The sequence below is a fragment of the Brevibacterium sp. genome, from assembly GCF_022712115.1.
Classification (GTDB): domain Bacteria; phylum Actinomycetota; class Actinomycetes; order Actinomycetales; family Brevibacteriaceae; genus Brevibacterium; species Brevibacterium salitolerans.
The window spans coordinates 1-22067 of sequence record NZ_JALAHB010000216.1 but is presented as its reverse complement, the minus strand read 5'-3'; the positions used below and the strand labels follow the sequence as shown (position 1 = coordinate 22067).

General features: G+C 72.0%; 22 protein-coding genes and 1 pseudogene. 12 read left to right on the top strand and 11 right to left on the bottom strand.

The window, feature by feature from the left end; translation table 11 throughout:
- Positions 1-41: 41 nt before the first annotated feature.
- From Q0A33_RS12685 to Q0A33_RS12675, 3 genes are all read right to left on the bottom strand, one after another.
- A complete protein-coding gene (locus Q0A33_RS12685; RefSeq protein WP_291797296.1) occupies positions 42-998 on the bottom strand; it encodes an ABC transporter ATP-binding protein in 957 nt (318 codons plus the stop codon).
- 82 nt (positions 999-1080) lie between these two features.
- Positions 1081-1890, bottom strand: coding sequence for an SDR family oxidoreductase (locus Q0A33_RS12680; protein ID WP_291797294.1), 810 nt, complete (start codon positions 1888-1890; stop codon positions 1081-1083).
- Positions 1887-2888, bottom strand: coding sequence for a 3-hydroxyacyl-CoA dehydrogenase family protein (locus Q0A33_RS12675; protein ID WP_291797292.1), 1002 nt, complete (start codon positions 2886-2888; stop codon positions 1887-1889). The genes Q0A33_RS12680 and Q0A33_RS12675 overlap by 4 nt, the downstream gene beginning before the upstream one ends.
- Positions 2889-3039: 151 nt before the next feature.
- Between Q0A33_RS12675 and Q0A33_RS12670 the strand changes: the two genes are divergently transcribed.
- The 6 genes from Q0A33_RS12670 to Q0A33_RS12645 all read left to right on the top strand — a co-directional run bounded on the left by Q0A33_RS12670 (position 3040) and on the right by Q0A33_RS12645 (position 8829).
- Entirely contained in the window at positions 3040-4128 is a 1089-nt protein-coding gene (locus tag Q0A33_RS12670; RefSeq protein WP_291797289.1) for a LacI family DNA-binding transcriptional regulator, read from the top strand.
- 58 nt (positions 4129-4186) lie between these two features.
- A complete protein-coding gene (locus Q0A33_RS12665; protein ID WP_291797285.1) occupies positions 4187-4972 on the top strand; it encodes an SDR family oxidoreductase in 786 nt (261 codons plus the stop codon).
- A gap of 13 nt (positions 4973-4985) precedes the next feature.
- A complete protein-coding gene (locus Q0A33_RS12660; RefSeq protein WP_291797282.1) occupies positions 4986-5921 on the top strand; it encodes a 3-keto-5-aminohexanoate cleavage protein in 936 nt (311 codons plus the stop codon).
- Between the two features lie 84 nt (positions 5922-6005).
- The gene (gene dctP, locus Q0A33_RS12655) at positions 6006-7016 is read left to right on the top strand and encodes a TRAP transporter substrate-binding protein DctP (RefSeq protein ID WP_291797278.1); all 1011 of its coding nucleotides are present in this window, start codon (positions 6006-6008) and stop codon (positions 7014-7016) included.
- Positions 7013-7552 carry a TRAP transporter small permease gene (locus tag Q0A33_RS12650; protein WP_291797275.1) on the top strand — a complete coding sequence of 180 codons (540 nt, stop codon included), beginning with the start codon at positions 7013-7015 and terminating at the stop codon, positions 7550-7552. The genes dctP and Q0A33_RS12650 overlap by 4 nt, the downstream gene beginning before the upstream one ends.
- The gene (locus Q0A33_RS12645) at positions 7552-8829 is read left to right on the top strand and encodes a TRAP transporter large permease (RefSeq protein ID WP_291797272.1); all 1278 of its coding nucleotides are present in this window, start codon (positions 7552-7554) and stop codon (positions 8827-8829) included. Before Q0A33_RS12650 ends, Q0A33_RS12645 begins: the two co-directional genes overlap by 1 nt.
- Positions 8830-8902: 73 nt before the next feature.
- On the opposite strand, the gene hisD is transcribed toward Q0A33_RS12645, so the two are convergent.
- Positions 8903-10222: a histidinol dehydrogenase gene (gene hisD, locus Q0A33_RS12640; RefSeq protein WP_291797269.1), complete on the bottom strand. Its 1320-nt coding sequence runs from the start codon at positions 10220-10222 to the stop codon at positions 8903-8905.
- Positions 10223-10411: 189 nt separating this feature from the next.
- Here hisD and Q0A33_RS12635 point away from each other — a divergent pair, with 189 nt between their 5' ends.
- On the top strand, positions 10412-11431 hold the full coding sequence (locus Q0A33_RS12635) for a LacI family DNA-binding transcriptional regulator (RefSeq protein ID WP_291797266.1): 1020 nt from the start codon (positions 10412-10414) through the stop codon (positions 11429-11431).
- Positions 11432-11674: 243 nt separating this feature from the next.
- Entirely contained in the window at positions 11675-12247 is a 573-nt protein-coding gene (locus Q0A33_RS12630; RefSeq protein WP_291797263.1) for a dihydrofolate reductase family protein, read from the top strand.
- Between the two features lie 20 nt (positions 12248-12267).
- On the opposite strand, the gene Q0A33_RS12625 is transcribed toward Q0A33_RS12630, so the two are convergent.
- Both Q0A33_RS12625 and Q0A33_RS12620 read right to left on the bottom strand, forming a co-directional pair.
- Positions 12268-12465: a hypothetical protein gene (locus Q0A33_RS12625; protein WP_291797260.1), complete on the bottom strand. Its 198-nt coding sequence runs from the start codon at positions 12463-12465 to the stop codon at positions 12268-12270.
- 87 nt (positions 12466-12552) lie between these two features.
- Positions 12553-14706, bottom strand: coding sequence for a catalase (locus Q0A33_RS12620; RefSeq protein WP_291797257.1), 2154 nt, complete (start codon positions 14704-14706; stop codon positions 12553-12555).
- 189 nt (positions 14707-14895) lie between these two features.
- On the opposite strand from Q0A33_RS12620, the gene Q0A33_RS12615 reads away from it, so the two are divergent.
- Both Q0A33_RS12615 and Q0A33_RS12610 read left to right on the top strand, forming a co-directional pair.
- The gene (locus Q0A33_RS12615) at positions 14896-15984 is read left to right on the top strand and encodes a hypothetical protein (RefSeq protein ID WP_291797254.1); all 1089 of its coding nucleotides are present in this window, start codon (positions 14896-14898) and stop codon (positions 15982-15984) included.
- A gap of 40 nt (positions 15985-16024) precedes the next feature.
- Positions 16025-16753: a GAF and ANTAR domain-containing protein gene (locus Q0A33_RS12610; protein WP_291797251.1), complete on the top strand. Its 729-nt coding sequence runs from the start codon at positions 16025-16027 to the stop codon at positions 16751-16753.
- 30 nt (positions 16754-16783) lie between these two features.
- On the opposite strand, the gene Q0A33_RS12605 is transcribed toward Q0A33_RS12610, so the two are convergent.
- Positions 16784-17077: a hypothetical protein gene (locus tag Q0A33_RS12605; protein ID WP_291797248.1), complete on the bottom strand. Its 294-nt coding sequence runs from the start codon at positions 17075-17077 to the stop codon at positions 16784-16786.
- Positions 17078-17164: 87 nt separating this feature from the next.
- Positions 17165-17323 (bottom strand): hypothetical protein, encoded by a 159-nt coding sequence (locus Q0A33_RS12600; protein ID WP_291797245.1) that lies wholly within the window; start codon positions 17321-17323, stop codon positions 17165-17167.
- A gap of 262 nt (positions 17324-17585) precedes the next feature.
- Here Q0A33_RS12600 and Q0A33_RS12595 point away from each other — a divergent pair, with 262 nt between their 5' ends.
- Positions 17586-17996: a CBS domain-containing protein gene (locus tag Q0A33_RS12595; protein ID WP_291797242.1), complete on the top strand. Its 411-nt coding sequence runs from the start codon at positions 17586-17588 to the stop codon at positions 17994-17996.
- An 85-nt stretch (positions 17997-18081) separates the two neighbouring features.
- Here Q0A33_RS12595 and Q0A33_RS12590 read toward each other — a convergent pair whose 3' ends face one another.
- Genes Q0A33_RS12590 through Q0A33_RS12580 form a run of 3 tightly spaced genes read right to left on the bottom strand, consistent with a single transcriptional unit; the run spans position 18082 to position 21789 of the window.
- Positions 18082-18945, bottom strand: coding sequence for a glycosyltransferase family A protein (locus Q0A33_RS12590; RefSeq protein WP_291797238.1), 864 nt, complete (start codon positions 18943-18945; stop codon positions 18082-18084).
- The gene (gene rfaE2, locus Q0A33_RS12585; RefSeq protein WP_291797235.1) at positions 18932-20419 is read right to left on the bottom strand and encodes a D-glycero-beta-D-manno-heptose 1-phosphate adenylyltransferase; all 1488 of its coding nucleotides are present in this window, start codon (positions 20417-20419) and stop codon (positions 18932-18934) included. Before rfaE2 ends, Q0A33_RS12590 begins: the two co-directional genes overlap by 14 nt.
- Positions 20416-21789: an aldehyde dehydrogenase family protein gene (locus tag Q0A33_RS12580; protein WP_291797232.1), complete on the bottom strand. Its 1374-nt coding sequence runs from the start codon at positions 21787-21789 to the stop codon at positions 20416-20418. Before Q0A33_RS12580 ends, rfaE2 begins: the two co-directional genes overlap by 4 nt.
- 35 nt (positions 21790-21824) lie before the next feature.
- Between Q0A33_RS12580 and Q0A33_RS12575 the strand changes: the two are divergent.
- A pseudogene (locus Q0A33_RS12575) lies at positions 21825-22067 on the top strand (glycosyltransferase family 9 protein); the annotation flags it as partial.

Genomic DNA, 22067 nt, shown 5'->3' with positions numbered 1-22067 from the left:
TGCGGCGGAGCGGGAGGCGGGAGCGGGGCGGGCTGGCGTGGTCATGCGGGTTCTCCCTCCGTGCGGTCCTCGCCCTCGGTGAGGGCGAGGAAGACGTCGTCGAGGCTCGCGTGCGTGATCCGGAGGTCCCGGGCCAGGCCGTCGCGGAGGAGGGCATAGGCGAGCGCGTCCGTGTCATGGGCGGCGAACGACACCCGCGGAGTGCCGTGTCCGGTGCTGTTCCCGTTCTCGGCCCGGGCGGGGCGCAGTGTGACCGCGTGCTTCTCCGCGAACGCCTCCGGGTGCTGCCCGTCCGTGCCGGCCCAGGTGCACTCGAGGATGCGGGAGCGTTCGGCGGTGAGCTGGGCGACGGTGCCGTCCGCGTGGACCCGCCCGCCGCGCATGAGGACGATCCGGTCCGCGAAGTCCGAGGCCTCCGTGAGGTAGTGGGTGGCGAAGACGACGGTGCGGCCGCTGCGCGCCTCCGTGTGCATCGCCTCCCAGAACTGCGACCGTGCGCGCACGTCCATGCCGGTGGTGGGTTCGTCGAGGACGATGAGCTCCGGCGAGGTCAGCAGCGCGAGGGCGAAGCGCAGGCGCTGGCGCTCGCCGCCGGAGCACTTGCGCACCTTCTGCCCGGCGAGGCGGTCCAGGCCCGCGCGGCGCAGCACCTCCACGGGTGCGCGGGGGGACAGGTGGCAGGCGGCGATCATCCGCACGGTCTCCGCGATCGTGAGGTCGTCGAGCAGGCCGCCCGTCTGCAGCACGGCGGAGGCACGTCCGGCACGCACCGCGCGCACGGGCTCCTCGCCGAGGGTGGCGACGGTGCCGGAGGACGGGACGGTGAAGCCGAGGACCATGTCGAGGAAGGTGGTCTTGCCGGCGCCGTTGGGCCCCAGCAGGGCGACGACCTCGCCGCGGTCGATGCGCAGGTCGACGCCGTCGACGGCGCGGACGGAGCCGAACGTGCGGCGGACGCCGGCGGCCTCGACGGCGGGGGCGGTGGCTGTGGTGTCCATGCCTCCAGCATCCGGGCATCCCGCAGCCGGTGGAACTGCCGTCTGTCACGACCCCGTCGTGACGGATGTCATGGGCGGGCGCTCAGGCCGCCAGCCAGCCGCCGTCCACGTTGAGCACCTGTCCGGAGACGTAGGCCGAGGCGTCGGAGAGGAGGTAGACGGCCGCACCGCCGAGCTCCGCGGGCCGGCCGAGCCGCCCCATGGGGATGCGGCTCATGACGGAGCTCATCCCCGCCTCCGTAGTGAGCAGGTCCTCGGTGAGCGCCGTGCGGTAGAAGCCGGGTCCGATCGCATTGGCGCGGATGCCGTGCGGCGACCACTCGGTGGAGAACGCCCGGGTCACACCCACGATCCCCGTCTTCGAGGCGACGTAGGGCGAGCAGGTGGGGCGGCCGATGCTGGAGTTGAGCGAGGCGATGAAGACGTGGGATCCGCGCGCCCCGCGCTCCCTCTGCTCGCGGGCGATGGCCGCGCTGAGGAAGTAGGGCACCTCGAGGTTGAGCGTCATGACCCGGCGGAAGTCCTCCGGTGCGACGTCGACGGCGTCCACGCGGTGCTGGACACCGGCGGCGTGGACCACTCCGTCGAGCGGCCCCTGCGCGCGGACGGCGCCGAGCAGTCCGGGCACGGCCTCGGCACCGGTGAGGTCCCAGGCGAGGGGCACACAGGTGCCGTCGAGCGGCTCCGCGGCGCGGGCGGTGTCCTCCAGCTGCGGGGCGGTGCGGGCGACGAGCGACACCGTCGCCCCGAAGGCGGCGGCGGAGAGCGCGATCGCGCGTCCCAGCCCGCGTCCTGCGCCCGTCACCAGGATGTGCCTGCCGTCGAGGCGGAAGCCCGCGGGGGAGAAGTGGTCCGGCGTCGCCGGTGAGGCGTCCGGGTCGTGGGTCGTCATGTGTGGTCCTCTCCTGTGTGCGGTGCGGCGGTGCGCAGGTCCTCCAGGCCCTCGACGGAGGCCAGGAGCGCGCTCAGCCCGTGGAAGTAGGCGTTCCTCACGCGGGCGACCTCGGCGGGGTCCTTCTCCGCGAGCGGGGTGAGGCCGTGGCCGCTCTTGAGCCCCAGGTGCCCTCTCACGACCGCCTCGTCGAGCAGGGAGGTCGAGGCGAACCGCTCGCCGTAGGCCTCCTGCTCCGTGGCGAGGCAGGCCCGGTAGACGTCGAGGCCGGCCATGTCCGCCACCTCGAACGGGCCGAAGGCGGCGAGGCGGTACCCGAACGAGGAGCGGGTGACTTCGTCGACCACCCCGGGCGAGGCCACACCCTCGTCCACGAGCCGCAGGGCCTCTGCGAACAGTGCGTGCTGCAGGCGGTTGGCGACGAAGCCCGGGACGTCGCCCACGCGGGTGGGGCGCTTGCCGATGGCCGTGTGGAAGTCCTCCGCCGCCGCCACCGCCTCCGCGGCCGTGTCACCGGTGGGGACGATCTCCACCCCGGGGACGATCCGCGAGGGGTTCATCCAGTGGCAGCCGAGGAACCGCTCGGGGCGGTCCACGTGGGCGCTGAGCTCGGAGATGGGGATCGTCGAGGTGTTCGAGGCGAGGACGGCGGACGGCGCCGCGGCGGCGGAGATCGCGGCCAGGGTCGCGGCCTTGAGGGGCAGCGACTCCGGGACGGCCTCGAGGACGAAGTCGCAGCCGGGCACGTCCGCGGCGATGTCCGTCCCGGCCGTGAGGCATGCCTCGACCGCCGCGGCCCTCACCACCGTGAGCCGCCCGTCCGCGCGCATGGCCGCAGTCTCCTCCCGGAGCTGCTCCACGCGTGCCCGCGCCGTGGCGGCATCGACGTCGATGAGCACGCAGGGGATCCCGGCGCCTGCGATCTCCGCGGCGATGCCGCCGCCCATGTAGCCCCCGCCCACCACCGCGGCGCGCGTGATCGAATACGTCATCGTCATCCGTCTCCTGCTCTGTGTCGCTGCCCCATGTCATCACATCTCCGCGCTGCCCGGGGACTCGGGCGCTTAACATCGCTTAAGTTCATGCTCCGTTCGTACTGTGTGCGGTGTTCCGTGCGGACACCGGAGTGCGCGAAGGGAGGTGGACCGGATGGAGCCGTCCGCGACGGAGGACGGGCCCGAGGCGGGTCGTAGGGGCACGGCCGCGGCCATCGCCCGGAAGCTCGGGATCTCGCAGGCCGCCGTCTCCTACGTGCTCAACGGCCGTCCCGGGGTGTCCGCGGCCACGCGGCGGAAGGTCCTCGAACTCGCCAACGAAGCGGGCGTGCGGCCCTCCCGCGCCGGCGCACGCGGGCTCAGCCGCGTCATCGCGCTCATCGTCCCGTCCGTCGCCAACCCCATGTTCACCTCGTGGGCGCAGGAGGTGATCTCGAACGCGGACCGCGCCGGCTTCGAGGTGCTCCTCGCCACCACGGACGACGCGCCGGAGAAGATGGTCTCCGTCGCCCGGATGCTGGTGAACCGGGGGATCGACGGCGTGATCACGGCCGCGGCGCACCGGGAGGACTCCCGCGCGCTGGGCATCCTCCGCGAGGGGCGGATCCCCTTCACCTTCCTCTCGCGGCGGTCCTCGTTCGTCACGGCGGACTTCGTGGGGATCGACGACTTCGCCGCGGCGCAGGAGATCACCCGGCACGTGCTGCGCCACGGGCACACCCGCATCGCCACCGTGGTGGGGCCGCGCTTCTCCTCGTCCTCGCATCTGCGGGAGCGGGGATTCGCCGAGGCGCTCTCCGCCCACGGCCTCACCGTTCCGCGGCACCGGCGGGTGAGCACCGAGCTCTCCCGCGACGGCGGGCGGCGCGCCGGTCTGCACCTGCTCGCCCACGGCGGGGCGCCCGAGGCCGTGCTCTGCGGCAGCGACGAGCTGGCCGCCGGTGTGATGGAGGTGCTCGACGAGGCGGACCTCGTACCCGGCCGCGACGTCGCGGTGACGGGGTTCGACGGGCTCGAGCAGTCCACCTCCCGGCTCGTGGGCATGAGCTGCGTGGTGCAGCCGGCGCGGACCATGGCGCAGCAGGCGACGGCCCAGCTCCTCGGCCGCATCGAGGACCGCTCCCGGCGGGAGGCGCAGGCGCTCGTCCTGCCGCACCGGCTCCACATCGGGCGGACATGCGGGTGCGAACCGGCTGCGGCCGCCGAGGAGCGTCCGGCGGCGGTCGCCGAGGCGGACCTCTGACACACCCTCGGACACACACTTCAGACAGCACCCACCGGAGATCGACAGGGAGACAGGTATGAGCACAGAGCACGACACGGCCGCGGACGGCGGCCGGGTGGCCGTCGTCACGGCCGGAGCGGCGGGGATCGGCAGGGCGATCGCAGACCGTCTGCGCAGCGCCGGCTTCACCGTCGTCGTCACGGACATCGCGCAGGAGGCGCTCGCGGACGCCCGTGCGGCCGGGTTCTCCGCGTTCCGCGTGGACGCCGGGGACTTCGCGAGCGTGCAGGCCTTCGCCGCGCAGGTGGAACGGGAGCACGGCCGCATCGACGTCCTGGTGAACAACGCGGGCGTCGCCGGCCCCACCGCACGCGTCGAGGACATCGACCCGGACGAGTGGGAGGCGGTGGTCCGCATCAACCTCTCCTCGCAGTTCTTCCACGTGAAGGCCCTCCTCGGCCTCCTGCGCCGGAGCGACCGCGGGACGATCGTCAACCTGTCCTCGGCCGCGGGACGCCTGGGGATGCTGGGGCGCAGCGTCTACACGGCCTCCAAGGCCGGCGTGCTCGGCTTCACGAAGACCCTGGCGATCGAGCTGGGGCCGGAGGGGATCACGGCGAACGCGATCTGCCCCGGAGCCGTGGGCGGCGAGCGCATCCAGCGCGTCATCGAGGACAAGGCCGCGGTGCTGGACCGGCCCGTCGCGGAGGTCGAGGCCGACTACCGGGGGCAGAGCGCGATCGCGGAGTTCATCGATCCCGGCTCCGTCGCCTCCCTCGTGGAGTTCCTGGCGGGGCCCGGCGGCCGGCAGATCAGCGGACAGACCCTCAGCGTCGACGGATACACACAGAAGCTCTACTGAGAGGAACCCCGGCATGGCAGCGAAGAAGCGCAAGATCATCATTACCTGCGCGGTGACGGGCGCGATCCACACGCCCAGCATGTCCCCGCACCTCCCGCGGACCGCGGAGGAGATCGCGGACGCCTCCATCGCGGCGGCCTCGGCGGGGGCCTCCATCGTCCACCTCCACGCCCGCCACCCCGAGGACGGGCGCCCGTCCCAGTCCCCGGAGCACTTCGCCCCGATCCTGGAGAAGGTCAACGCCAACACGGACGCGGTCCTCAACCTCACCAGCGGCGGCTCGCCGCACATGACCGTCGAGGAGCGCATGCAGCCGGCGATGGCGTTCTCCCCGGAGCTCGCCTCGCTGAACATGGGTTCGATGAACTTCGGCCTGTTCCCCATGCTCAAGCGCTTCACGGAGTTCGAGCACGACTGGGAGCGGGAGCACCTGGAGAACAGCCGGGACCTCGTCTTCAAGAACACCTATGCGGACATCGAGGGGATCCTCACGCGAGGGAACGCCAACGGCACCCGCTTCGAGTTCGAGTGCTACGACACCGCGCACCTGTACAACCTCAAGCACTTCGCGGACGAGGGGCTCGCCACCGGGCCGCTGTTCGTGCAGACCGTGCTCGGGCTCATGGGCGGAACCGGTGCGAGCACGGAGAACCTCATGCACATGCGGCGCATCGCGAACGAGCTCTTCGGCAGCGGCTACGAGTGGTCCGTGCTGGGCGCCGGCCGGCACCAGATGCCGCTGGGCGCCGTCTCCCTGGCCTCGGGCGGCCACATCCGGGTGGGCCTCGAGGACTCGCTCTGGGACGGGCCCGGGAAGCTCGCGCGGTCCAATGCGGCACAGGTCGAGCGCGCCGTGCAGCTGGTCGAGGCGCTCGGCATGGAGGTCGCCACGCCGGACGAGGCGAGGGAGATCCTCGGGCTCAAGGGCAGGGAAGGGATCACGATCTGACATGTGCTGCGCACACGGCGCCTCAGCGACGAGGCGCGACGACAGAGGGGAGGCCCGCCGATGAGAGGAGTGAGAGCCGTCTGCATGGCGGCCGCGGCAGCGCTGGTGCTGAGCGGCTGCGGGACGCTGGTGAGCAAGGACGAGGACTTCGAGGGGTCGATCACGTTCAGCCTCGCGGTGGGACCGGATTCGCACCACGCCGCCGGTGCGTACGCGTTCGCGGAGAAGCTCGCGGAGCTCACCGACGACCGCATCGGCGTGGACTACTACTACAACAACGCGCTCGGCGGCGAGCGCGAGGTGGTCGAGGGCATGTCCATCAACTCCATCCAGATGGGCATGGCCTCCACGGGGCCGATGGGCGGATTCGTCCGCTCCTTCATGCTCTTCGACATGCCGTACGTCTTCCGGGACCTCGACCACGTCTACACCGTGCTCGACGGGGAGATCGGCGACGAGCTCGCCGCGGAGTTCGAGGACGTCGCGAACGTGAAGATCATCGGCTGGACGGAGAACGGCTTCCGCTACGAGACCAACTCGGTCCGGCCGATCCACACCCCGGAGGACCTCCAGGGGCTCAAGCACCGCACCCAGGAGAGCGCCGCGCAGATCGACACCTGGCGGGCGTTCGGCGCGGATGCCATCCCGATGGCCTGGCCGGAGGTCTACACCGGCCTCCAGCAGGGGGTCATCGACAGCCAGGAGAACCCCATCGCGACGATCGCCGATGTGAACTTCCAGGAGGTCCAGGACTACATCGCGATGACGCAGCACGTGTACTCCCCGGCGCCGATGATGATCTCCGCCCGCTACTTCGAGACGTTCTCCGAGGCGGACCAGCAGGCGATCGTCGAGGCGGGCGAGTACGCCACCGGCGTCCAGCGCGAGGTGAGCGCGGAGATGGAGGACGAGGCCCTCCAGGAGCTCGTGGACGCCGGGATGGAGAAGACGGAGATCGACCGCGAGGCCTTCGAGGAGGCGGCACAGCCGGTCATCGACGCCTGGCGCGCGGAGATCCCGCGGGACCTCATCGACCGGGTGATCGAGACGGAGGCCGCGCCGTCTGCGGCGCGGGAGGAAGGAGGCACACCATGAGGTCGTTCATGCACAGCTATCTGCGGGTGTTCGACGTGGTCAACGTCGTCATCCGGTACGTCCTGGTCCTGCTGCTGGCCGGCATGACCGTGCTCATCGGCTGGCAGGTCTTCGCCCGGTTCGTCGTGGGCGAGTCGCTGACCTTCTCCGAGGAGGTCTCCCGCTTCGCGATGGTGTGGCTGGTCGTGCTCGGCGCGGCCTACGCCGCCCAGAGCGGCAGGCTCATCAAGGTCGACGTCCTCGAGCACGTGCTGGGTTCAGGCGCGCGGAAGGCGGCGATCATCACCGCCGGCTGCGTGTCCATCGTCTTCTACCTCGTGCTCGTGGTGTTCGGCATGTTCATCACGGAGGCCGTGTCCTTCCAGCGCACGCCCGCCACGGAGATCTCCATGAGCGTGCCCATGGCGGCGCTGCCGGTGGGCGGAGCCTTCCTGGTGCTCAACACCGTCTACCACCTGTTCGCGACCGCGCTGGGTGTGCGGCAGGCCAGCGAGGTCGACGAGATCCTCGCCGAGGCCGGGGAGGTGGAGAGCTGATGGCACTTCTCGTCGTCGCAGCGCTCGTCCTCCTGTTCCTCGGCGTGCCCATCGCGGTGGCCATCGCCGGGTCGACGACCCTGGCCGTGGGCGCCTCGGGCATCTTCGGCATCGAGGTCGTGCCGCAGCAGATCTTCAACGCTCTCAACTCGTTCCCGCTCATGGCGATCCCGTTCTTCATCCTGGCCGGCCACCTCATGCAGGTCGGCGGCATCTCGGAGCGCCTCATCCGGTTCGGCAACGCGCTCATCGGCCACATGACCGGCGGTCTCGCCATGGCCGCGGTGCTCACGTCGATGTTCTTCGCGGCGATCTCCGGCTCCGGTGCCGCGACGGTGGCCGCGATCGGCTCGATCCTCATCCCGGCGATGCTCGCACGCGGCTACGACCGGGGCTTCACCGCGGCGAACCAGTCGGTGGCGGGCGCGCTGGGCGTCATCATCCCGCCGTCCATCCCCCTCATCCTCTACGCCGTCGCGGCCAACGTCTCCGCCGGAGACATGTTCCTCGCGGGGGTCTTCCCCGGCGTGCTGATCACCCTCTCGCTGCTCATCATGGCCTACGTGGTGTCGAGGAAGCGGCGCTACGCCGGTCTGGAGAGGGTGGGCGGACGCGAGCTCTTCACCGCCTTCCGCAAGTCGATCCTCGCGCTGCTCATGCCGGTGATCGTCCTCGGCGGGATCTACGGAGGAGTGTTCACGCCCACGGAGGCCGCGGTCGTGGCCGTCGTCTACTCGGTCCTCGTCGGCTTCGTCTACCGGCAGCTGAGCCTCAGGAAGCTGGTGGACGCGTTCGCGGACTCGGCGGTCACCTCGGCGATCGTCATGATCGTGATCGGGGCGGCCGGGCTGTTCGCCTTCTACATCAACGTGCTCGGAGCCCCGGCGCAGCTGGCGGAGGCGATGACCTCGCTCAACCTCGGCATCGTCGGGTTCGTCATCCTCGCGAATGTGATCCTGCTGATCGCGGGCATGTTCATCGAGGCGGCGGCCGCGATTCTCATCTTCGTGCCGATCCTGCTGCCGATGGCGACGGCGTTCGGGATGGACCCCGTGCACTTCGGCATCATCATGGTCGTCAACCTCGCGATCGGGCTCGTGACCCCGCCGGTGGGGCTCAACCTGTTCGTCGCCGCGGATCTGACGAAGCTGTCGATGGGCCGGATCTCCAAGGCGGTGCTGCCGTTCATCGGCGTCCTCCTCGTCGATCTGGCGCTGGTCTCCGCCCTGCCGCAGCTCTCGCTCTGGCTGCCCTCGCTCGTGAGCACCGCGGGATAGCGGGCTGCGTCGCTCGGCGCGCAGAGAGGCCGTCCGCTCACGAGCGCGGACGGCCTCTTCCTGCGTACGAAGATCAGAAGGAGTGGTCGCTCCAGCTCAGCGTCTCCCCGCGGTACTTGGCGGCGCGCACATCGCCTGAGCGTGCGTGGCCCTCGAAGCGCTCCACGCGTGCCGCCCGGCCGGTGAGCTCACCGAAGAACGCGGAGGACTCCCGGTCCGTGACCTCCTGGTAGGTGCAGGTGCGCAGGTACTTGCCCACCCACAGCCCGCCGGTGTAACGGGCCGCTCCGCGGGTGGGCAGCACGTGGTTGGTGCCGATGGTCTTGTCGCCGTAGGAGACGCAGGTGCCCTCGCCCAGGAACAGCGCACCGTAGTGCTTCATGCGCTCGAGCGCCTCACGGGGCTCCGCGGAGAGGACCTGCACGTGTTCGCAGGCGTACTCGTCCGCGAGGGAGTAGGCGCTGTCGAGGTCGTCGACGACATGGACGGCGCCCCATTCCCGCCACGCGGTCTCCGCGTAGTCCCGGGTGGGCATGCCGGGCAGGATCTCCTCGATGTGCTCGAGCGTCTTCCGGGCGACCTCCTCGCTCGTGGAGATGAGGACCGCGGGGGAGTCCGGGCCGTGCTCCGCCTGGGAGAGCAGATCCACGGCGACGATGAAGGGATCCGCCGTCTCGTCGGCCACGATGAGGACCTCCGAGGGGCCGGCCACGAGGTCGATGCCCACCTCGCCGAACAGCTGGCGCTTCGCCTCGGCCACGAAGGCGTTGCCGGGCCCGGCGAGCATGGAGACGGGAGCGATGGTCTCGGTGCCGACGGCCATCGCGGCGACCGCCTGGATGCCGCCGAGCAGATAGATCTCGTCCGCACCGGCGAGGTGCATCGCGGCGACGGTTGCGTCCGGGACCTCGCCCTGGATGAGGGGCGTGCAGGCGGCGACGCGCTCCACCCCCGCGACCTTGGCCGTGAGGATCGTCATGTGGGCGCTGGCGAGCAGCGGGTACTTCCCGCCGGGCACGTAGGCACCGGCCGCGTCGATCGGCACGTTCCTCTGCCCGAGGTGCACGCCGGGGAGGGTCTCGATCTCGAAGTCCGTGAGGGAGGCCAGCTGTGCCTCGGCCATGCGACGGACCTGCTTCTGGACGAACGTGATGTCCTCGATGACCTGCTGCGGCACTCGCGCCATGACCTCCTCGATCTGCTGCTCGGTGAGCAGGAACGAGTCCGGGCCGTAGTCGTCGAACTTCAGCGAGTACTCGCGGACCGCCTCGTCGCCGCGGGCGCGGATGTCCGCGATGGCGTCGGCGACGATCTGCTGCACCTTGGGGTCGGCTCCGCGCCGGATCTCCGTGGACGTCGGTGCCTTGAGCACGGTCGATGCTGTGCTGAACATGGTCTGTCCCTCCTTGGACGAGCGTGTGCGACTCTGTGCGCAGCACGAATGTATACGTATACATGCGCGACTCGCAACCGCCCCGGGGGAGCGCGCGGGAGTGCGCCGGCGCGGCGATGGCACAATCGACGCAGGAGCCGGCGGCTCGTCGGGAGGCGGAGGGCGCCCGGCGGTACGGAGAAGGGGAGCATGGTCACCAGCAGGGATGTCGCACGGGCGGCCGGGGTCTCCCAGGCGACCGTCTCGAGGGTGCTCAACGGATCATCCGCGGTGAGCGGTGCGACCAGGGAGCGGGTGCTGGGAGCGATCGAGGCGCTCGGATACCACCGGAACGAAGCGGCGGCGACGATGAAGACGAGCCGCACGCATGCGGTCGGCGTGATCGTGGAGGAGCTCACCAACCCCTTCTACGTGGAGGTCCTCGAGGCGCTGAGCGAGGTCTTCTCGGCCCGAGGCCAGCGGATGACGATCTGGGACTCCTCCCACCAGGCGGAGCAGGCGGTGCAGGCGATCCGCGCCGGTTCGGTCGACGGGGTGGTGATGGCCGCCTGGCGCGAGGACTCGGCGGCGATGCGTGCGGCACTGGAGGGGCGGGCGCCCGTGGTCATGCTCAACCGGCGTCCCGCCGGTGACGGCTTCGACTCCGTCACGAGCGAGAACCGCGCGGGCGGCGCCCTCGTGGCGGACTACCTTGCCGTGCACGGCATCCGCCGTCCGGTCTTCGTGGCGGGCCGGGAGGGCACCTCCACCGCGGATGAGCGCCGCGAGGGCTTTCTTGCGCGCACGGCCGCGCTGGGCCTGCCGGCGCCCGTCCTCCTCGACGGCGAGTTCTCCTACGAGCGCACGGAGACGCAGGTGCGGCGGCACGTGCGCCGGGAGGGACCTCCGCAGGCGGTCTTCTGCGCCAACGACCTCATGGCCCTGGCCGCGCTGAACGCCCTCGCGGAGTCGGGGGTCGACGTGCCCGGGGAGACCTGGGTGATCGGGTTCGACGACGTCCGTCTCGCGTCGTGGCCGCTCATCGGCCTCACGACGGTGAGCCAGCACAGCCAGGAGATGGCTCAGGCCGGTGCCACGCTGCTCATGGACAGGATCGAGGGACGGCTGGGCCCGTGGGAGCACCGCGTGTTCGCGGCGCGGCTCGTGCCGCGCCGGTCCACGGCCGGCGCACCCGTGCCGGTGGCGCCGCAGCCGTCTCCCGCCCGATAGCATCGCCCCGTCACGGCACGAGCGGCGGCCTCCGCCGCCCCGGAGGAGAGGACCGCCATGTCACGCCCCAGGATCATCTGCCACATGCACACCCTGCTGAACGGGAAGGTGGACGGCATCGCCAATCCCACCTCGGTCGGGATGCGGTCGCAGCAGCTCTAGTTCGACCTGTTCCTCGGTGAGAACCGCTTCTTCGGGAACCACCGCGGCTGGCTGAGCGGACGCGGCACCAGTGAGGCGATCATGGGCGGGGAGCTGCCGCAGGCGGAGCTGCCGGAGCCCGAGGCGCCGGTGCCCGAGGGCGACTTCCTCGCCATGCCGGACGCGCAGTTCAACTACTTCGCGGTGGACAGCGCGGGAGTGATCGCCTGGGACAGGAGCACCTTCGACTACTTCGGGGTGCAGGTCCACATCGTCGAGCTCATCCCGGCGAACGCCTCAGCCGCGTTCAAGGCGCATCTCCGGGCCCAGGGGGTCTCCTACATCCTCGCAGGCGAGGACCGCCTCGACCTGGCGACGGCGGTCGAGCGGATCGGCGAGCTGTTCGGCACTGACGAGCTGATCCTGGGCGGCGGCCCCACCCTCAACTGGTCGATGGTCCGCGACGGCCTGTGCGACGAGATCAGCCTCGTCCTCATGCCCACCGCAGACGCGGAGAGCCACACGCGCTCGCTGTTCGAGGCGCACGAGAAGCACTCGCGGGCCGAGCCGATCGCGTTCTCGCTCAAGGCCGTCGAACCGCTCGAGGACGGCAGCGTGTGGCTGCGGTACGACGTCCGCGGCCCGGTCGCGGACGCAGAGCCCCGACCGGCCTGAGGGGTCCTTTCGGACCGGCGTCAGTAGTGGCCGGGAGGATCGCTGCTGGGGAAGGACTCCTCGCCCCACTCGTCCGCGAGGGCGTCGTCGTGCTCATGTGCGGACTGCGTGGTGCCCGGGGTCTCCGCCTGCTCCTGTTCGGCCGGCGCCTGCGTCTCCGGAGGGCCTACCGTCCCCGCGTTCGGAGGGGTGTCTGCTGCTCGAGGTGTTCCGGTCATCGTCTGCTCCGCTCCTGAGGAGGTTCTGCGTACCTTCCACGGTACGCAGGTGCCGCGCCGTTGTCGACGGCTTGCGGCGCGCCTGTCTCACTGCCTGGGAGCGAACCGCTCCCAGGCGCGGTGACGCGACATCGCCGTGAAGAGGTCTCCCAGCACCTCGCGCACCGTCCCGGTGAGGACCCCCGGGGCCGCAGTCTCGATCCCGGCCGCCTGGGGGAGGGGGGAGCCAGGGCCGAAGGCCAGCGCCTTCGAATGCCGGTAGGCCTCGGCGGCGAGGAGGGTGACGCGCGGATCCGGCCGGTCGTCGCCCGCGAGGAACACGAGGGCGTCGAACTCGACGGACCTCGCCGTGAGCCAGGTCCTCTGCACCGGAGTGCCGTCGGTCAGCGGGGCTTCGGTGGGCGCGATGAGGAGCGGGACCATCGAGCGCGCGGCGACGGCGTCCCGGAGCACGCGGACGTCCTCCGGCGTGCTCTCCGCGTCGAGGACGATCCCCACCTGCCTGCCGTCCAGAGGCCACTCCCCGCCGACCTGGGAGAGTGCCGGGCTGAGTTCGGCGGGATCCTCCGGCGGGCTCGCCGGTGCCGGTGCGTCCATCCCGAGTGCCTCCGCCACCTCCGCGGCCAGCTCCCCGTCGATGCGCGCGAGATTGCCCAGCTGTCTCTCCTTGATCGTGCGTTCGCAGCACTTGCCCAGCTCGAAGGCGTATGCCTGTGCGACGTGTGCGCGCTCCACGGCGGAGAGGCTGCGGTAGAAGAGCGTGGCCTGGGAGAAGTGGTCCTCGAAGCTGCGCGGGTTCGCCCTCGTCCGCTCGGCCGCGGGCACCGCCTGCGGGAAGTCGAGGAGCGCGCCGTCCTCCGCACCCGCGGTGAAGGGGCATCCGCCGTCCAAGGAGTTGGGGCGGTAGGGAGCCACGCCCTCGTGCACCGCTGTCTGGTGCATGCCGTCCCGGAGCATGTCGTTCACGGGGGCGTGGGGGCGATTCACCGGGATCTGGGAGAAGTTCGGGCCCCCGAGCCGGGAGATCTGCGTGTCGAGGTAGGAGAAGAGCCGGGCCTGCAGGAGCGGATCGTCGGTGACCTCGATCCCGGGCACCAGGTGCCCGGGGTGGAAGGCGACCTGTTCGGTCTCCGCGAAGTAGTTCGTGGGATTCGCGGTGAGGGACAGCCGCCCCACGGGCTGCACCGGGGCGAGCTCCTCCGGGACGAGCTTGGTCGGGTCGAGGAGGTCGATGCCCTCGAAGGTCTGCTCCTCCGTGTCCGGGAAGACCTGCAGGCCCAGCTCCCACTGCGGGTGCGCGCCGGACTCGATCGCGTCCGCGAGGTCCCGCCGGTGCATGTCCGGGTCGAAGCCGTTGGCGAGCTGCGCCTCCTCCCAGACGAGCGAGTGCACGCCGAGCTGCGGCTTCCAGTGGAACTTCACGAGCACCGTGCCGCCGTCCGGAGCCACGAGGCGGAAGGTGTGGACGCCGAAGCCCTCCATCATCCGGTACGAGCGCGGAATGCCGCGGTCGGACATGTTCCAGATCGTGTGGTGCTGTGCCTCGGTGTGCAGCGAGACGAAGTCCCAGAAGGTGTCATGCGCACTCTGCGCCTGCGGGATCTCGCGGTCCGGGTGCGGCTTCGCCGCGTGGATGACGTCGGGGAACTTGATGCCGTCCTGGACGAAGAAGACGGGGATGTTGTTCCCCACGAGGTCGAAGGTGCCCTCGTCCGTGTAGAACTTCACCGCGAAGCCGCGGGTGTCGCGGACGGCATCGGCGGAGCCGCGGGAGCCGAGGACCGTCGAGAACCGGACGAAGACCTCGGTGCTCCCCTTCTCCGCGAGGAAGCGCGCGCGGGTGAGCCCTCCGGCCGTGCCGTAGGACTCGAACACCCCGTGTGCGGCCGCGCCGCGGGCGTGGACGACCCTCTCGGGGATCCGCTCGTGGTCGAAGTGCGTGATCTTCTCGCGCAGGTGGTGGTCCTGGAGGAGGGTGGGGCCGCGGGAGCCGGCCTTGAGGGAGTGGTCCGTGTCGCGCAGCCGGGCGCCCTGCGCCGTGGTGAGGTGCGCGCCGCCCTGCGTGCGTGCCGTCGGGCCGCCTGTGGCGGCGGCTCCGTCGTTCCAGGGCCGTCCCGTGGGCGACTGCGGTGCCGGCTCCCGCTGGTCGTCCTTGGCAGGCGGAGGCGTGCGCGGCTCGGTGGGCTCGTGGAGCGGCGGCCGTTCGCTACCGGGAGCGCCGGGGATGTGGATGCTGGACATGGCCGATCCTCCTGATGGTGCAAGCTGCCTTGATGGTTGGAAGGGGTTGGGGACGACGGTAGACCCGGCTCCCGAGGGGGTCAACACCCTCCGTCCGCGGAACTGCTCCGGTCGTGTCTCTCGAGGTCACGGAGTTCTCCAGGCACAAGGTGACTTGACGTATCTGACGCGGGCTGGATAACTGGTGGCATGAGCACGGACGAATCGCGCACCGTCGGCCTGGTGGCCGACCCCGGGATCGCGGCGGCGATGGCCGGTCGGGTCGCGGGGGCGCTGGAGGCCCGGCTCTCCGAGGCGGTGGGCGGCCGCTGGAGGGCGGAGGTCGACGAGCGCAGGCTGCCCCTCGACCCTTCCGGCGACGTCCCCTTCTTCTCGTCCGCGCGCCGGATCCGCGAGGAGACCGGCTGGGACTGGGTCGTCTATGTCACGGAGCTGCCGCGGTTCCTCGAGGACGGACCCATGCTCGCGGAGGCGGACGGAGAGGAGTGTGCGGGCATGCTCTCGCTCCCCGCCTTCGGGGCGGTGGGAGTGCGACGCCGTCTGCTCCGTGCCGCGGTGCACATGATCCGGGAGACGGAGGGCGGTGACGGCTCGTCCCCGCCCGGACTGTGGAGCGGCAGGCCCGGCGCCCGGCTCCGGCGCAGGGTGGACTCCGGCGAGCGCACGGTCGAGTACCTCCACCGGGCCGGCCCGCTGCGCCTCCTGCCTGCGGTCCTCGGCACCATCCGGACCAACCGCCCCCTCGATCTCGTCGCCGCGCTCTCGAACTCGCTCGCGCTCGCCGCGGCCACCGGCGCCTTCGGGATCTTCTACGGATCCATCTGGACGATGTCGGACGCGCTCTCGCCCGCGCGGCTGACGGTGATCAGCGCTGCGGTGATCGTGCTGCTCGTCGTCTGGCTGATCGTGAGGAACGGCCTGTGGGACTCCCCGCGAGGTCTCGCCGGGCGGCGAGAGGCGTGGATGAGCAACGCCGCGACCCTGCTGACGCTGGCGACCGGCGTGCTCGTCATGCACCTCGCGCTGCTCCTCGTCATGGTCGCCCTCGGGGGCACCGTGATCGAACCGGGCTATCTGGAGTCCCAGCTCGGTCACCCGGTGGGGCCCGGGGACTACGCCCAGCTGGCGTGGCTCTCCGCCTCCCTGGGGACGCTGGCGGGTGCGCTCGGTTCGAACTTCAACAGCGAGGAGGCGGTGCGGGAGGCGACCTACAGTCGCCGGGTCTACGAGAGGCGGAGACTCGCACGCGAGATGGAGGAGGACGCGGATGGGGAATGAGGGAGTGGTCCGGGGCCGCCGGAGGTGGGAGACTTGGGCGATGACCGTCGATGCTGCGCAGACCGCAGGCGAACGCCTCCACGATCTCCTCCTCAGCGACCGCGAGCTGACCGGGTTCCTCGACGACCTCGCCGCGCTCTCCGCGGCGGAGCTCGCGGTCGACGCGCCCGTGCTGTGCGGCTTCACCCTGCGGCGCGCCAAGCGCAACAGCGCCGTGGGCAGCAGCTCCGCAGAGGCGCGCGCGATGGACGAGACGCAGGCGGGCTTCGACGACGGCCCGTGCATGGAGGCGCAGAGGAGCGGGCGGCTCATCTCCGTCGAGGACGTGCTCACGGAGGAGCGGTGGCCGGAGTACATGGCCGAGGTGCGCAGGCACGGAGTGCGCAGCGCGCTCGCCGTGCCGCTGGAGCTCGATGGTTCCGCCGGTGCGGCCATGAACGTCTACGCACGGGAGCCCCGGGCCTTCGACGACGCCGCGGTGAGCCGGGCGCTCGCCTATGCCGGCCTGGCGGGCAAGACGCTGCGCGTGGCCCTGCGCATCGCCGTGCACGCGGAGAGTGCGGAGCACCGCCGGCGCGCCATGGAGTCCCGGACCGCCATCGACATCGCGACGGGGATCCTCATGGTGCAGATGGGGTGCGGCCAGCAGGAGGCGGTGGCGATGCTCAAGCGCCTGGCCTCCGACCGCAACACCAAGCTCGTCCGCCTCGCCGAGGACATCGTGGTCTCCGTGGGCGGCCGGGAGCCGGTCGCCTCCTTCGAGGACTGAGCGGCGACTCCCGGCCCGCACCGGCGTGCCTCAGCTGCAGCGGGGGCGGTTCTCCGCGGCCTCCGGCCCCTGTGCGAGGAGCCGCAGGTACCCGCGGGCGATCTGGCAGCTGGGCACGACCTTCAGGCGCCGGGTGTGCGCCTCGAGGACCGCGCGCCGCAGCAGCTCCATGCAGTGGGCGGGGGCGTCCGTCTCCTCGATGGCCTCGAGGTAGACGAACTCCATCTCCTGCTCGCGGACCGCATAGTGGAGCGAGGCGACCAGCCGGCCGGGGAGGTAGAGGTCGAGCTTCGAGGACTCGAGGTTGTTCAGCAGGGTATACACGCAGGAGCTCCTTCAGAGGGAGTTGCGGCCGACTGCCTGACCTGCGCTGATAGTACTCCATCCGTGCGCTGGGCCCAATCCCGGGTCTCAGTCCCGGAGCTCCAGCGAGCGGGCCCGCAGGATCCGCTGTGCGAGTTCCCGCGCATGGGCGCAGTCCTGGTCCGAGAGGGTCATCGCGAATCCCGCTGCGTACTCCTCGAGCGCGAGGAAGACCGTGCGTCGTTCGTCGTCGGTGAGACTGGTCATGGGGCGCTCCTTCGGTCAGGGGTGAGAGTCGAGGGAGGCCGCTCGGCCGCGGATGCTCCGGCCTCGGTCCTCCCGTCCGCTGTTCACGCTAGAAAGGCCACCCGCGGCGGCAATCCCCCTCCCGTTTTCACGGGAACGGGAGTAAAATCGCCGCCTCTGGACCCGGGAAACTCTCAGGTGACAAGGTACCTTGCGGTATGGACCTCTCCGGGAAGCGCGTGCCACGCTGAGGGGACCGACCACAGACGGAGGTGAGGAAGCAATGGTGACCGCACGAGAGATCATGACGCCCGGTGCGGAGTGCACGGGCGAGAACGAGACGCTGACGCAGACCGTGCGGCGGATGCGCGACCAGGAGGTGGGAGCGCTGCCGGTGTGCGGCGAGGACCAGCGGCTCAAGGGAATGGTCACGGACCGGGACATCGTGCTGTGCCTGGCCGAGGGCAGGGACCCGGGCCAGGTGACCGCGGGTGAGATCGCGGGCGGCAAGCCCGTGACGATCGGTGCCGATGACGACGTCGACGAGGCCATCCGCACCATGCAGGAGCACAGGGTGCGCCGGCTCCCGGTCATCGACGGGCACGAGCTGGTGGGCATGCTCGCCCAGGCGGACGTGGCGAGGAACATCTCGGATGAGCGCGTGGGCGACCTCGTGGAGTTCGTCTCCTACTGAGCGACCCGGCACCGAGCGGCCTGCCGCTGATGACGTTGCCGTGCCCCGGGGCGGGCACCCCGGACACCGCGGTGCCCCCCCCGCGTCAGGTCGCGCCGCGGTCGAGCAGCTCCGTGGCCTCGGTCCGCCTGTCCGTGACAGTCGTGGGCGCCTCCAGGTGGACGGCGCCGCTGGGCAGGACCGCCGCTCCGCCGTATCGCCGCATCACCTGCCACTGGGCGAGGACGTCCTCCCCGGCGTGCGCGGGCGGCAGCCGGTCCCAGAACGCGAAGCCTCCGCACTCCACGAGCCGCTCGCGGTCGTAGAGCACGCATCCGCCCACCCACGCGACGCGGTAGACGAGGAAGGGCTCTCCTCCCAGCGGGGTGTCCGCCGCGATGTGGGCGAGGTTCGCGGCGTTGTGCAGCGTCCACCGCTCGTGGGCGGCACCCTCCGTGGGAGCGGGCTCCGGCTCCACCGGCCCCTCCCAGAGCTCGAAGGGCCGCTGCTCCTCGGGGCGCCTGTCGCGGAGATGGGACAGGCCCTGCACGGCCGAGCCCATGAATCCTCCGCCGTAGGCGTCGAGGGCCTCCTGCAGCCGGGTGAGGGTGCCGGGCTCCAGCCACACGTCGCTGTCGAGGAAGAGCACCCGCGGGGCCGAGGCCCTCTCGAGGAGGAACTGCCTCTGCTGTGCGAGTCCCCGGCGCGGCAGGTTCCGCAGCGTGCGCACGGCGCGTCCCTGCGCGCGGAGGACGCGCAGCATCGCGGCGACGGACGGATCCTCCCACACCGGCTCCGGCGACTGGTCGCTGAGCACCAGGCCGAAGTCGGCGTCCAGCTGGGAGGCGAGGCCCGAGAGCGTCACGGCGAGCTCTCCCGGCCTCTCGAAGCAGGGCAGGAGCACCTCGACCCCCGGAGCGGCGGGCCGTCCCGGGGGCAGCGCCCAGTGCGCGGAGCTACGCGCCGGCATGGGCGGCTCCCGTCCGCATCCTCTCCACGAGCGAGGACGTCGAGTAGTCGGAGACGTAGTCGAGGATCCGCACCTCGCCGCCGCAGGCCTCCACCGCGGCCGTCTCCGCGAGCATCTCCGGCGCGTAGTCCCCGCCCTTGGCGTAGACGTCCGGGCGGAGCGCGGAGATGAGGGGCAGGGGCGCGTCCTCGGAGAAGGCGACGACGTGGTCCACGCAGCTGAGGGCCGCGAGCACGCCGGCCCGGTCCGGCAGGGGGTTCAGCGGCCTGTCCGGTCCTTTCAGCCTGCGGACCGAGGCATCGTCGTTGAGCGCGACGACGAGCACGTCGCCCAGCCGCCTCGCCCTGCTCAGCGAGGCGGTGTGGCCGCGGTGGAGGACGTCGAAGCACCCGTTCGTGAGCACGATCCGCCGTCCCGCCGCGCGGTGTTCGTCGACGATCCGCACCAGTGCATCCACCGGTGTGAGCGCATCGCGGACGAGGCCGAGGTGCGAGAGCAGGTCCTCGGTGGAGCACAGGGAGGTGCCGAGCCGCTGGACGACCACGTCCGCCGCCGCCTGTGCGAGGTCAAGCGCGACGGTGCGGGGCACCCCGCTCGCCAGCGCGGCGGTGAGAGCGGCGACGAAGGTGTCGCCGGCCCCCGAGGCCTGCTTCTCCGCCGCAGGGTTCGCCCGGGTGCGGTGGAGCGCGCCGGAGCCGTCGGCGAGGACGGCGCCGTCACGGTCGAGCGTGACGACGGCGGCCGCGGCGCCGGTCCGCGCGCACAGCCGTGCAGAGCCCCGGACGGCGGCTTCGACCCTGCCGCGGCCGTGCCCCAGAGGACTGCCGAGCACCGCCTCGGCCTCCGCCGCGTTGGGGGTGACGAGGTCCGGACGCAGCGGTGCCCAGTGATCGGGGCGGTGGGCGTCCACGACGACGAGGGGCGGCCGCGCCAGGCCCGCCAGGCGCTCCGGCAGGCCGGCGGTGTGCACCGCGCCCCCGTAGTCGCAGACGACCAGCGCGTCCGCGTCCGCGATCCCGGCGGTCGCGGCGTCCGTGAGGCGGGCGAGGGCCTCGGCGGGCTCCGCCTCGCCCGTGCGATCCAGCCGCACCATCACCTGGTCCTCGACGACGATGCGGGTCTTGGCCGTGGTGGCTCCGGCCCGGCGGAGGAGGAGCGAGGTGTCCACGCCCGCCTCGTCCAGCAGGCGCCGCAGGTGCGCGGCGGCCGCGTCGTCGCCGACGAGGCCCACCATGCGCACCCGGGCGCCCAGCGCCGCGAGGTTCATCGCCGTGTTGGCCGCGCCTCCGGGCGCGCGCTCGGTGCGGTGCGCGTCGACCACCGGGGCGGGAGCCTCCCGGGCGAGCCGCCCGCTGGTGCCGTGGATCCAGACGTCGAGGAGCGCATCGCCGCACACCGTGATGCGGGGCGCTCGCCGGGCGATGCGGCGGGGGACCTCCGGACCGATCCCCTCCTGCGTGCGCGCCTCCCTCATCGCGCCGCTCCTGCCGTGACGGGTGCGCCGAGGTGCACCACGGAGGCGGTGGTCATCTCGTCGAGGAGCTCCGGTCCGAACCCGTAGCCCTCGCCGCTGTCGCCCCGGGGCTGTGCCGCTCCGCCGGGTGCGCCGGCGAAGACCCCGTTGACCTTCACGGTCCCCACGGGGAGCTCCGCCACCGCCTGCAGCGCGTGGTCCGTCCGCGGGGTGAGCACGGTCGCCGCGAGTCCGTACCGGCCCTCCGCCGCCAGGGAGAGGCCCTCCTTGAAGGAGCCGACGACCGTGACGGGGGCGACCGGTCCGAAGGTCTCCTCCCGCATGAGCGCCATCGCGGAGGTGCAGCCCGTGAGCACCGTCGCCGGGTAGTGCGCGCCGGGCCCGTCGGGGATGCCGCCGCCGGCTCGCAGCTGCGCACCGGCCGCGACCGCCGCACTCACCTGCCCGTGGACCTGGGCGCGGTGTGCGCGGTCGACGAGCGGCTGCGGCGGGTCCTCACGGTCACGCCGCAGCGCCCGTGCCGTGAGCGCGTCCAGCACGTCCTCCGCGACCTCACGGTGCAGGTAGACCCGCTCCACCGCGGTGCAGATCTGGCCGGCGTTCGCGAAGCATCCCAGTGCGGCCTGCTCCGCCGCCCACTCCGGGTCCACTCCGGCGTCGACGAGGAGCGGATCGTTCCCGCCGTTCTCCCGGATGACGTGGACACCGGTCTCCGCGCCGGTCCGGGCGATCTCCCTCCCCGCGGCGGTCGAGCCCACGTGGGCGAGGACGTCGACGCGGGGGTCGGCCGTGAGCGCCCGTCCCGTGTCCGCGCCGCCGCTCAGCGTCGTCAGCACGCCCGCGGGCAGCAGCGGGGACAGGAGTTCGCCGAGGCGGACCCCCACGCCCGGGCTGCGCTCGCTGGGCTTGTGCAGCACGGTGTTCCCCGTGACGAGGGCGGCGCCGATGAGTCCCGCGGCCACCGCGACGGGATCGTTCCACGGTGTGAGGGCGGCGAGGACGCCGCGCGGGCGGCGGACGGTGTAGTCGGCCGCCCGGACGTCCCCGCGGAGGCTGTGCCCGCGGTGGAGGGGGCCGAGCTCCGCGTACTGCCGCAGGGTGGCGGCACCCGCCTCCACGCCGCCCCGGGCCTCGGCCTCCGGTCTGCCGGTCTCGCGCCGGTTGAGCTCGGCGAGCTCCGCAGCCGCCCCCGCGAGCGCCTCGGCCATCCGCCGGAGCGCCTCGCCCCGCTCCTCGGCGGGTGTGCGGCCCCAGCCGGGCTGGGCGGAGCGCGCGGCACCGACGGCGGCGGCGACCTCGCTGTCGCCGGCGGCGCGAACGGTCGTGGCGGGGTCGCCGGTGTGCGGGTCGAGTACAGTGATCTCGGTCATGAGGCTCCTCCTCGGTGCGACGAAGGGACGGCGCGATGGACGGGACGTACGTGGGTGCCGCGGGCGCACGGCTCGAGGGGATCGGGCGGATCGCGGTCCTGCGCGGCGGGGGCCTGGGCGACCTCATGTTCGCCGTCCCCGCCTGCGAGGCGCTCGCGGCCGCCTATCCGGAGGCCGCGCGCACCCTGCTCGGCACGCCCGCGCACGCGGAGCTGCTCGCCGGCCGGCCGGGGCCCGTCGACGAGGTCGTCGTGGTGCCGCCGGCGCCGGGCGTGCGG

Excerpts from the sequence above, each read along its gene's own strand:
- Q0A33_RS12675 (WP_291797292.1), bottom strand. The coding sequence starts at position 2,888 with ATGACGATGACGTATTCGATCACGCGCGCCGCGGTGGTGGGCGGGGGC.
- Q0A33_RS12680 (WP_291797294.1), bottom strand. The coding sequence starts at position 1,890 with ATGACGACCCACGACCCGGACGCCTCACCGGCGACGCCGGACCACTTC.
- Q0A33_RS12625 (WP_291797260.1), bottom strand. The coding sequence starts at position 12,465 with ATGACCGGAACACCTCGAGCAGCAGACACCCCTCCGAACGCGGGGACG.
- Q0A33_RS12635 (WP_291797266.1), top strand. The coding sequence starts at position 10,412 with ATGGTCACCAGCAGGGATGTCGCACGGGCGGCCGGGGTCTCCCAGGCG.
- rfaE2 (WP_291797235.1), bottom strand. The coding sequence starts at position 20,419 with ATGAGGGAGGCGCGCACGCAGGAGGGGATCGGTCCGGAGGTCCCCCGC.
- Q0A33_RS12670 (WP_291797289.1), top strand. The coding sequence starts at position 3,040 with ATGGAGCCGTCCGCGACGGAGGACGGGCCCGAGGCGGGTCGTAGGGGC.
- Q0A33_RS12645 (WP_291797272.1), top strand. The coding sequence starts at position 7,552 with ATGGCACTTCTCGTCGTCGCAGCGCTCGTCCTCCTGTTCCTCGGCGTG.
- Q0A33_RS12600 (WP_291797245.1), bottom strand. The coding sequence starts at position 17,323 with ATGACCAGTCTCACCGACGACGAACGACGCACGGTCTTCCTCGCGCTC.
- Q0A33_RS12595 (WP_291797242.1), top strand. The coding sequence starts at position 17,586 with ATGGTGACCGCACGAGAGATCATGACGCCCGGTGCGGAGTGCACGGGC.
- Q0A33_RS12665 (WP_291797285.1), top strand. The coding sequence starts at position 4,187 with ATGAGCACAGAGCACGACACGGCCGCGGACGGCGGCCGGGTGGCCGTC.
- Q0A33_RS12615 (WP_291797254.1), top strand. The coding sequence starts at position 14,896 with ATGAGCACGGACGAATCGCGCACCGTCGGCCTGGTGGCCGACCCCGGG.
- Q0A33_RS12580 (WP_291797232.1), bottom strand. The coding sequence starts at position 21,789 with ATGACCGAGATCACTGTACTCGACCCGCACACCGGCGACCCCGCCACG.
- Q0A33_RS12685 (WP_291797296.1), bottom strand. The coding sequence starts at position 998 with ATGGACACCACAGCCACCGCCCCCGCCGTCGAGGCCGCCGGCGTCCGC.
- dctP (WP_291797278.1), top strand. The coding sequence starts at position 6,006 with ATGGCGGCCGCGGCAGCGCTGGTGCTGAGCGGCTGCGGGACGCTGGTG.
- Q0A33_RS12660 (WP_291797282.1), top strand. The coding sequence starts at position 4,986 with ATGGCAGCGAAGAAGCGCAAGATCATCATTACCTGCGCGGTGACGGGC.
- Q0A33_RS12650 (WP_291797275.1), top strand. The coding sequence starts at position 7,013 with ATGAGGTCGTTCATGCACAGCTATCTGCGGGTGTTCGACGTGGTCAAC.
- Q0A33_RS12620 (WP_291797257.1), bottom strand. The coding sequence starts at position 14,706 with ATGTCCAGCATCCACATCCCCGGCGCTCCCGGTAGCGAACGGCCGCCG.
- Q0A33_RS12610 (WP_291797251.1), top strand. The coding sequence starts at position 16,025 with ATGACCGTCGATGCTGCGCAGACCGCAGGCGAACGCCTCCACGATCTC.
- Q0A33_RS12630 (WP_291797263.1), top strand. The coding sequence starts at position 11,675 with ATGGGCGGGGAGCTGCCGCAGGCGGAGCTGCCGGAGCCCGAGGCGCCG.
- Q0A33_RS12590 (WP_291797238.1), bottom strand. The coding sequence starts at position 18,945 with ATGCCGGCGCGTAGCTCCGCGCACTGGGCGCTGCCCCCGGGACGGCCC.
- hisD (WP_291797269.1), bottom strand. The coding sequence starts at position 10,222 with ATGTTCAGCACAGCATCGACCGTGCTCAAGGCACCGACGTCCACGGAG.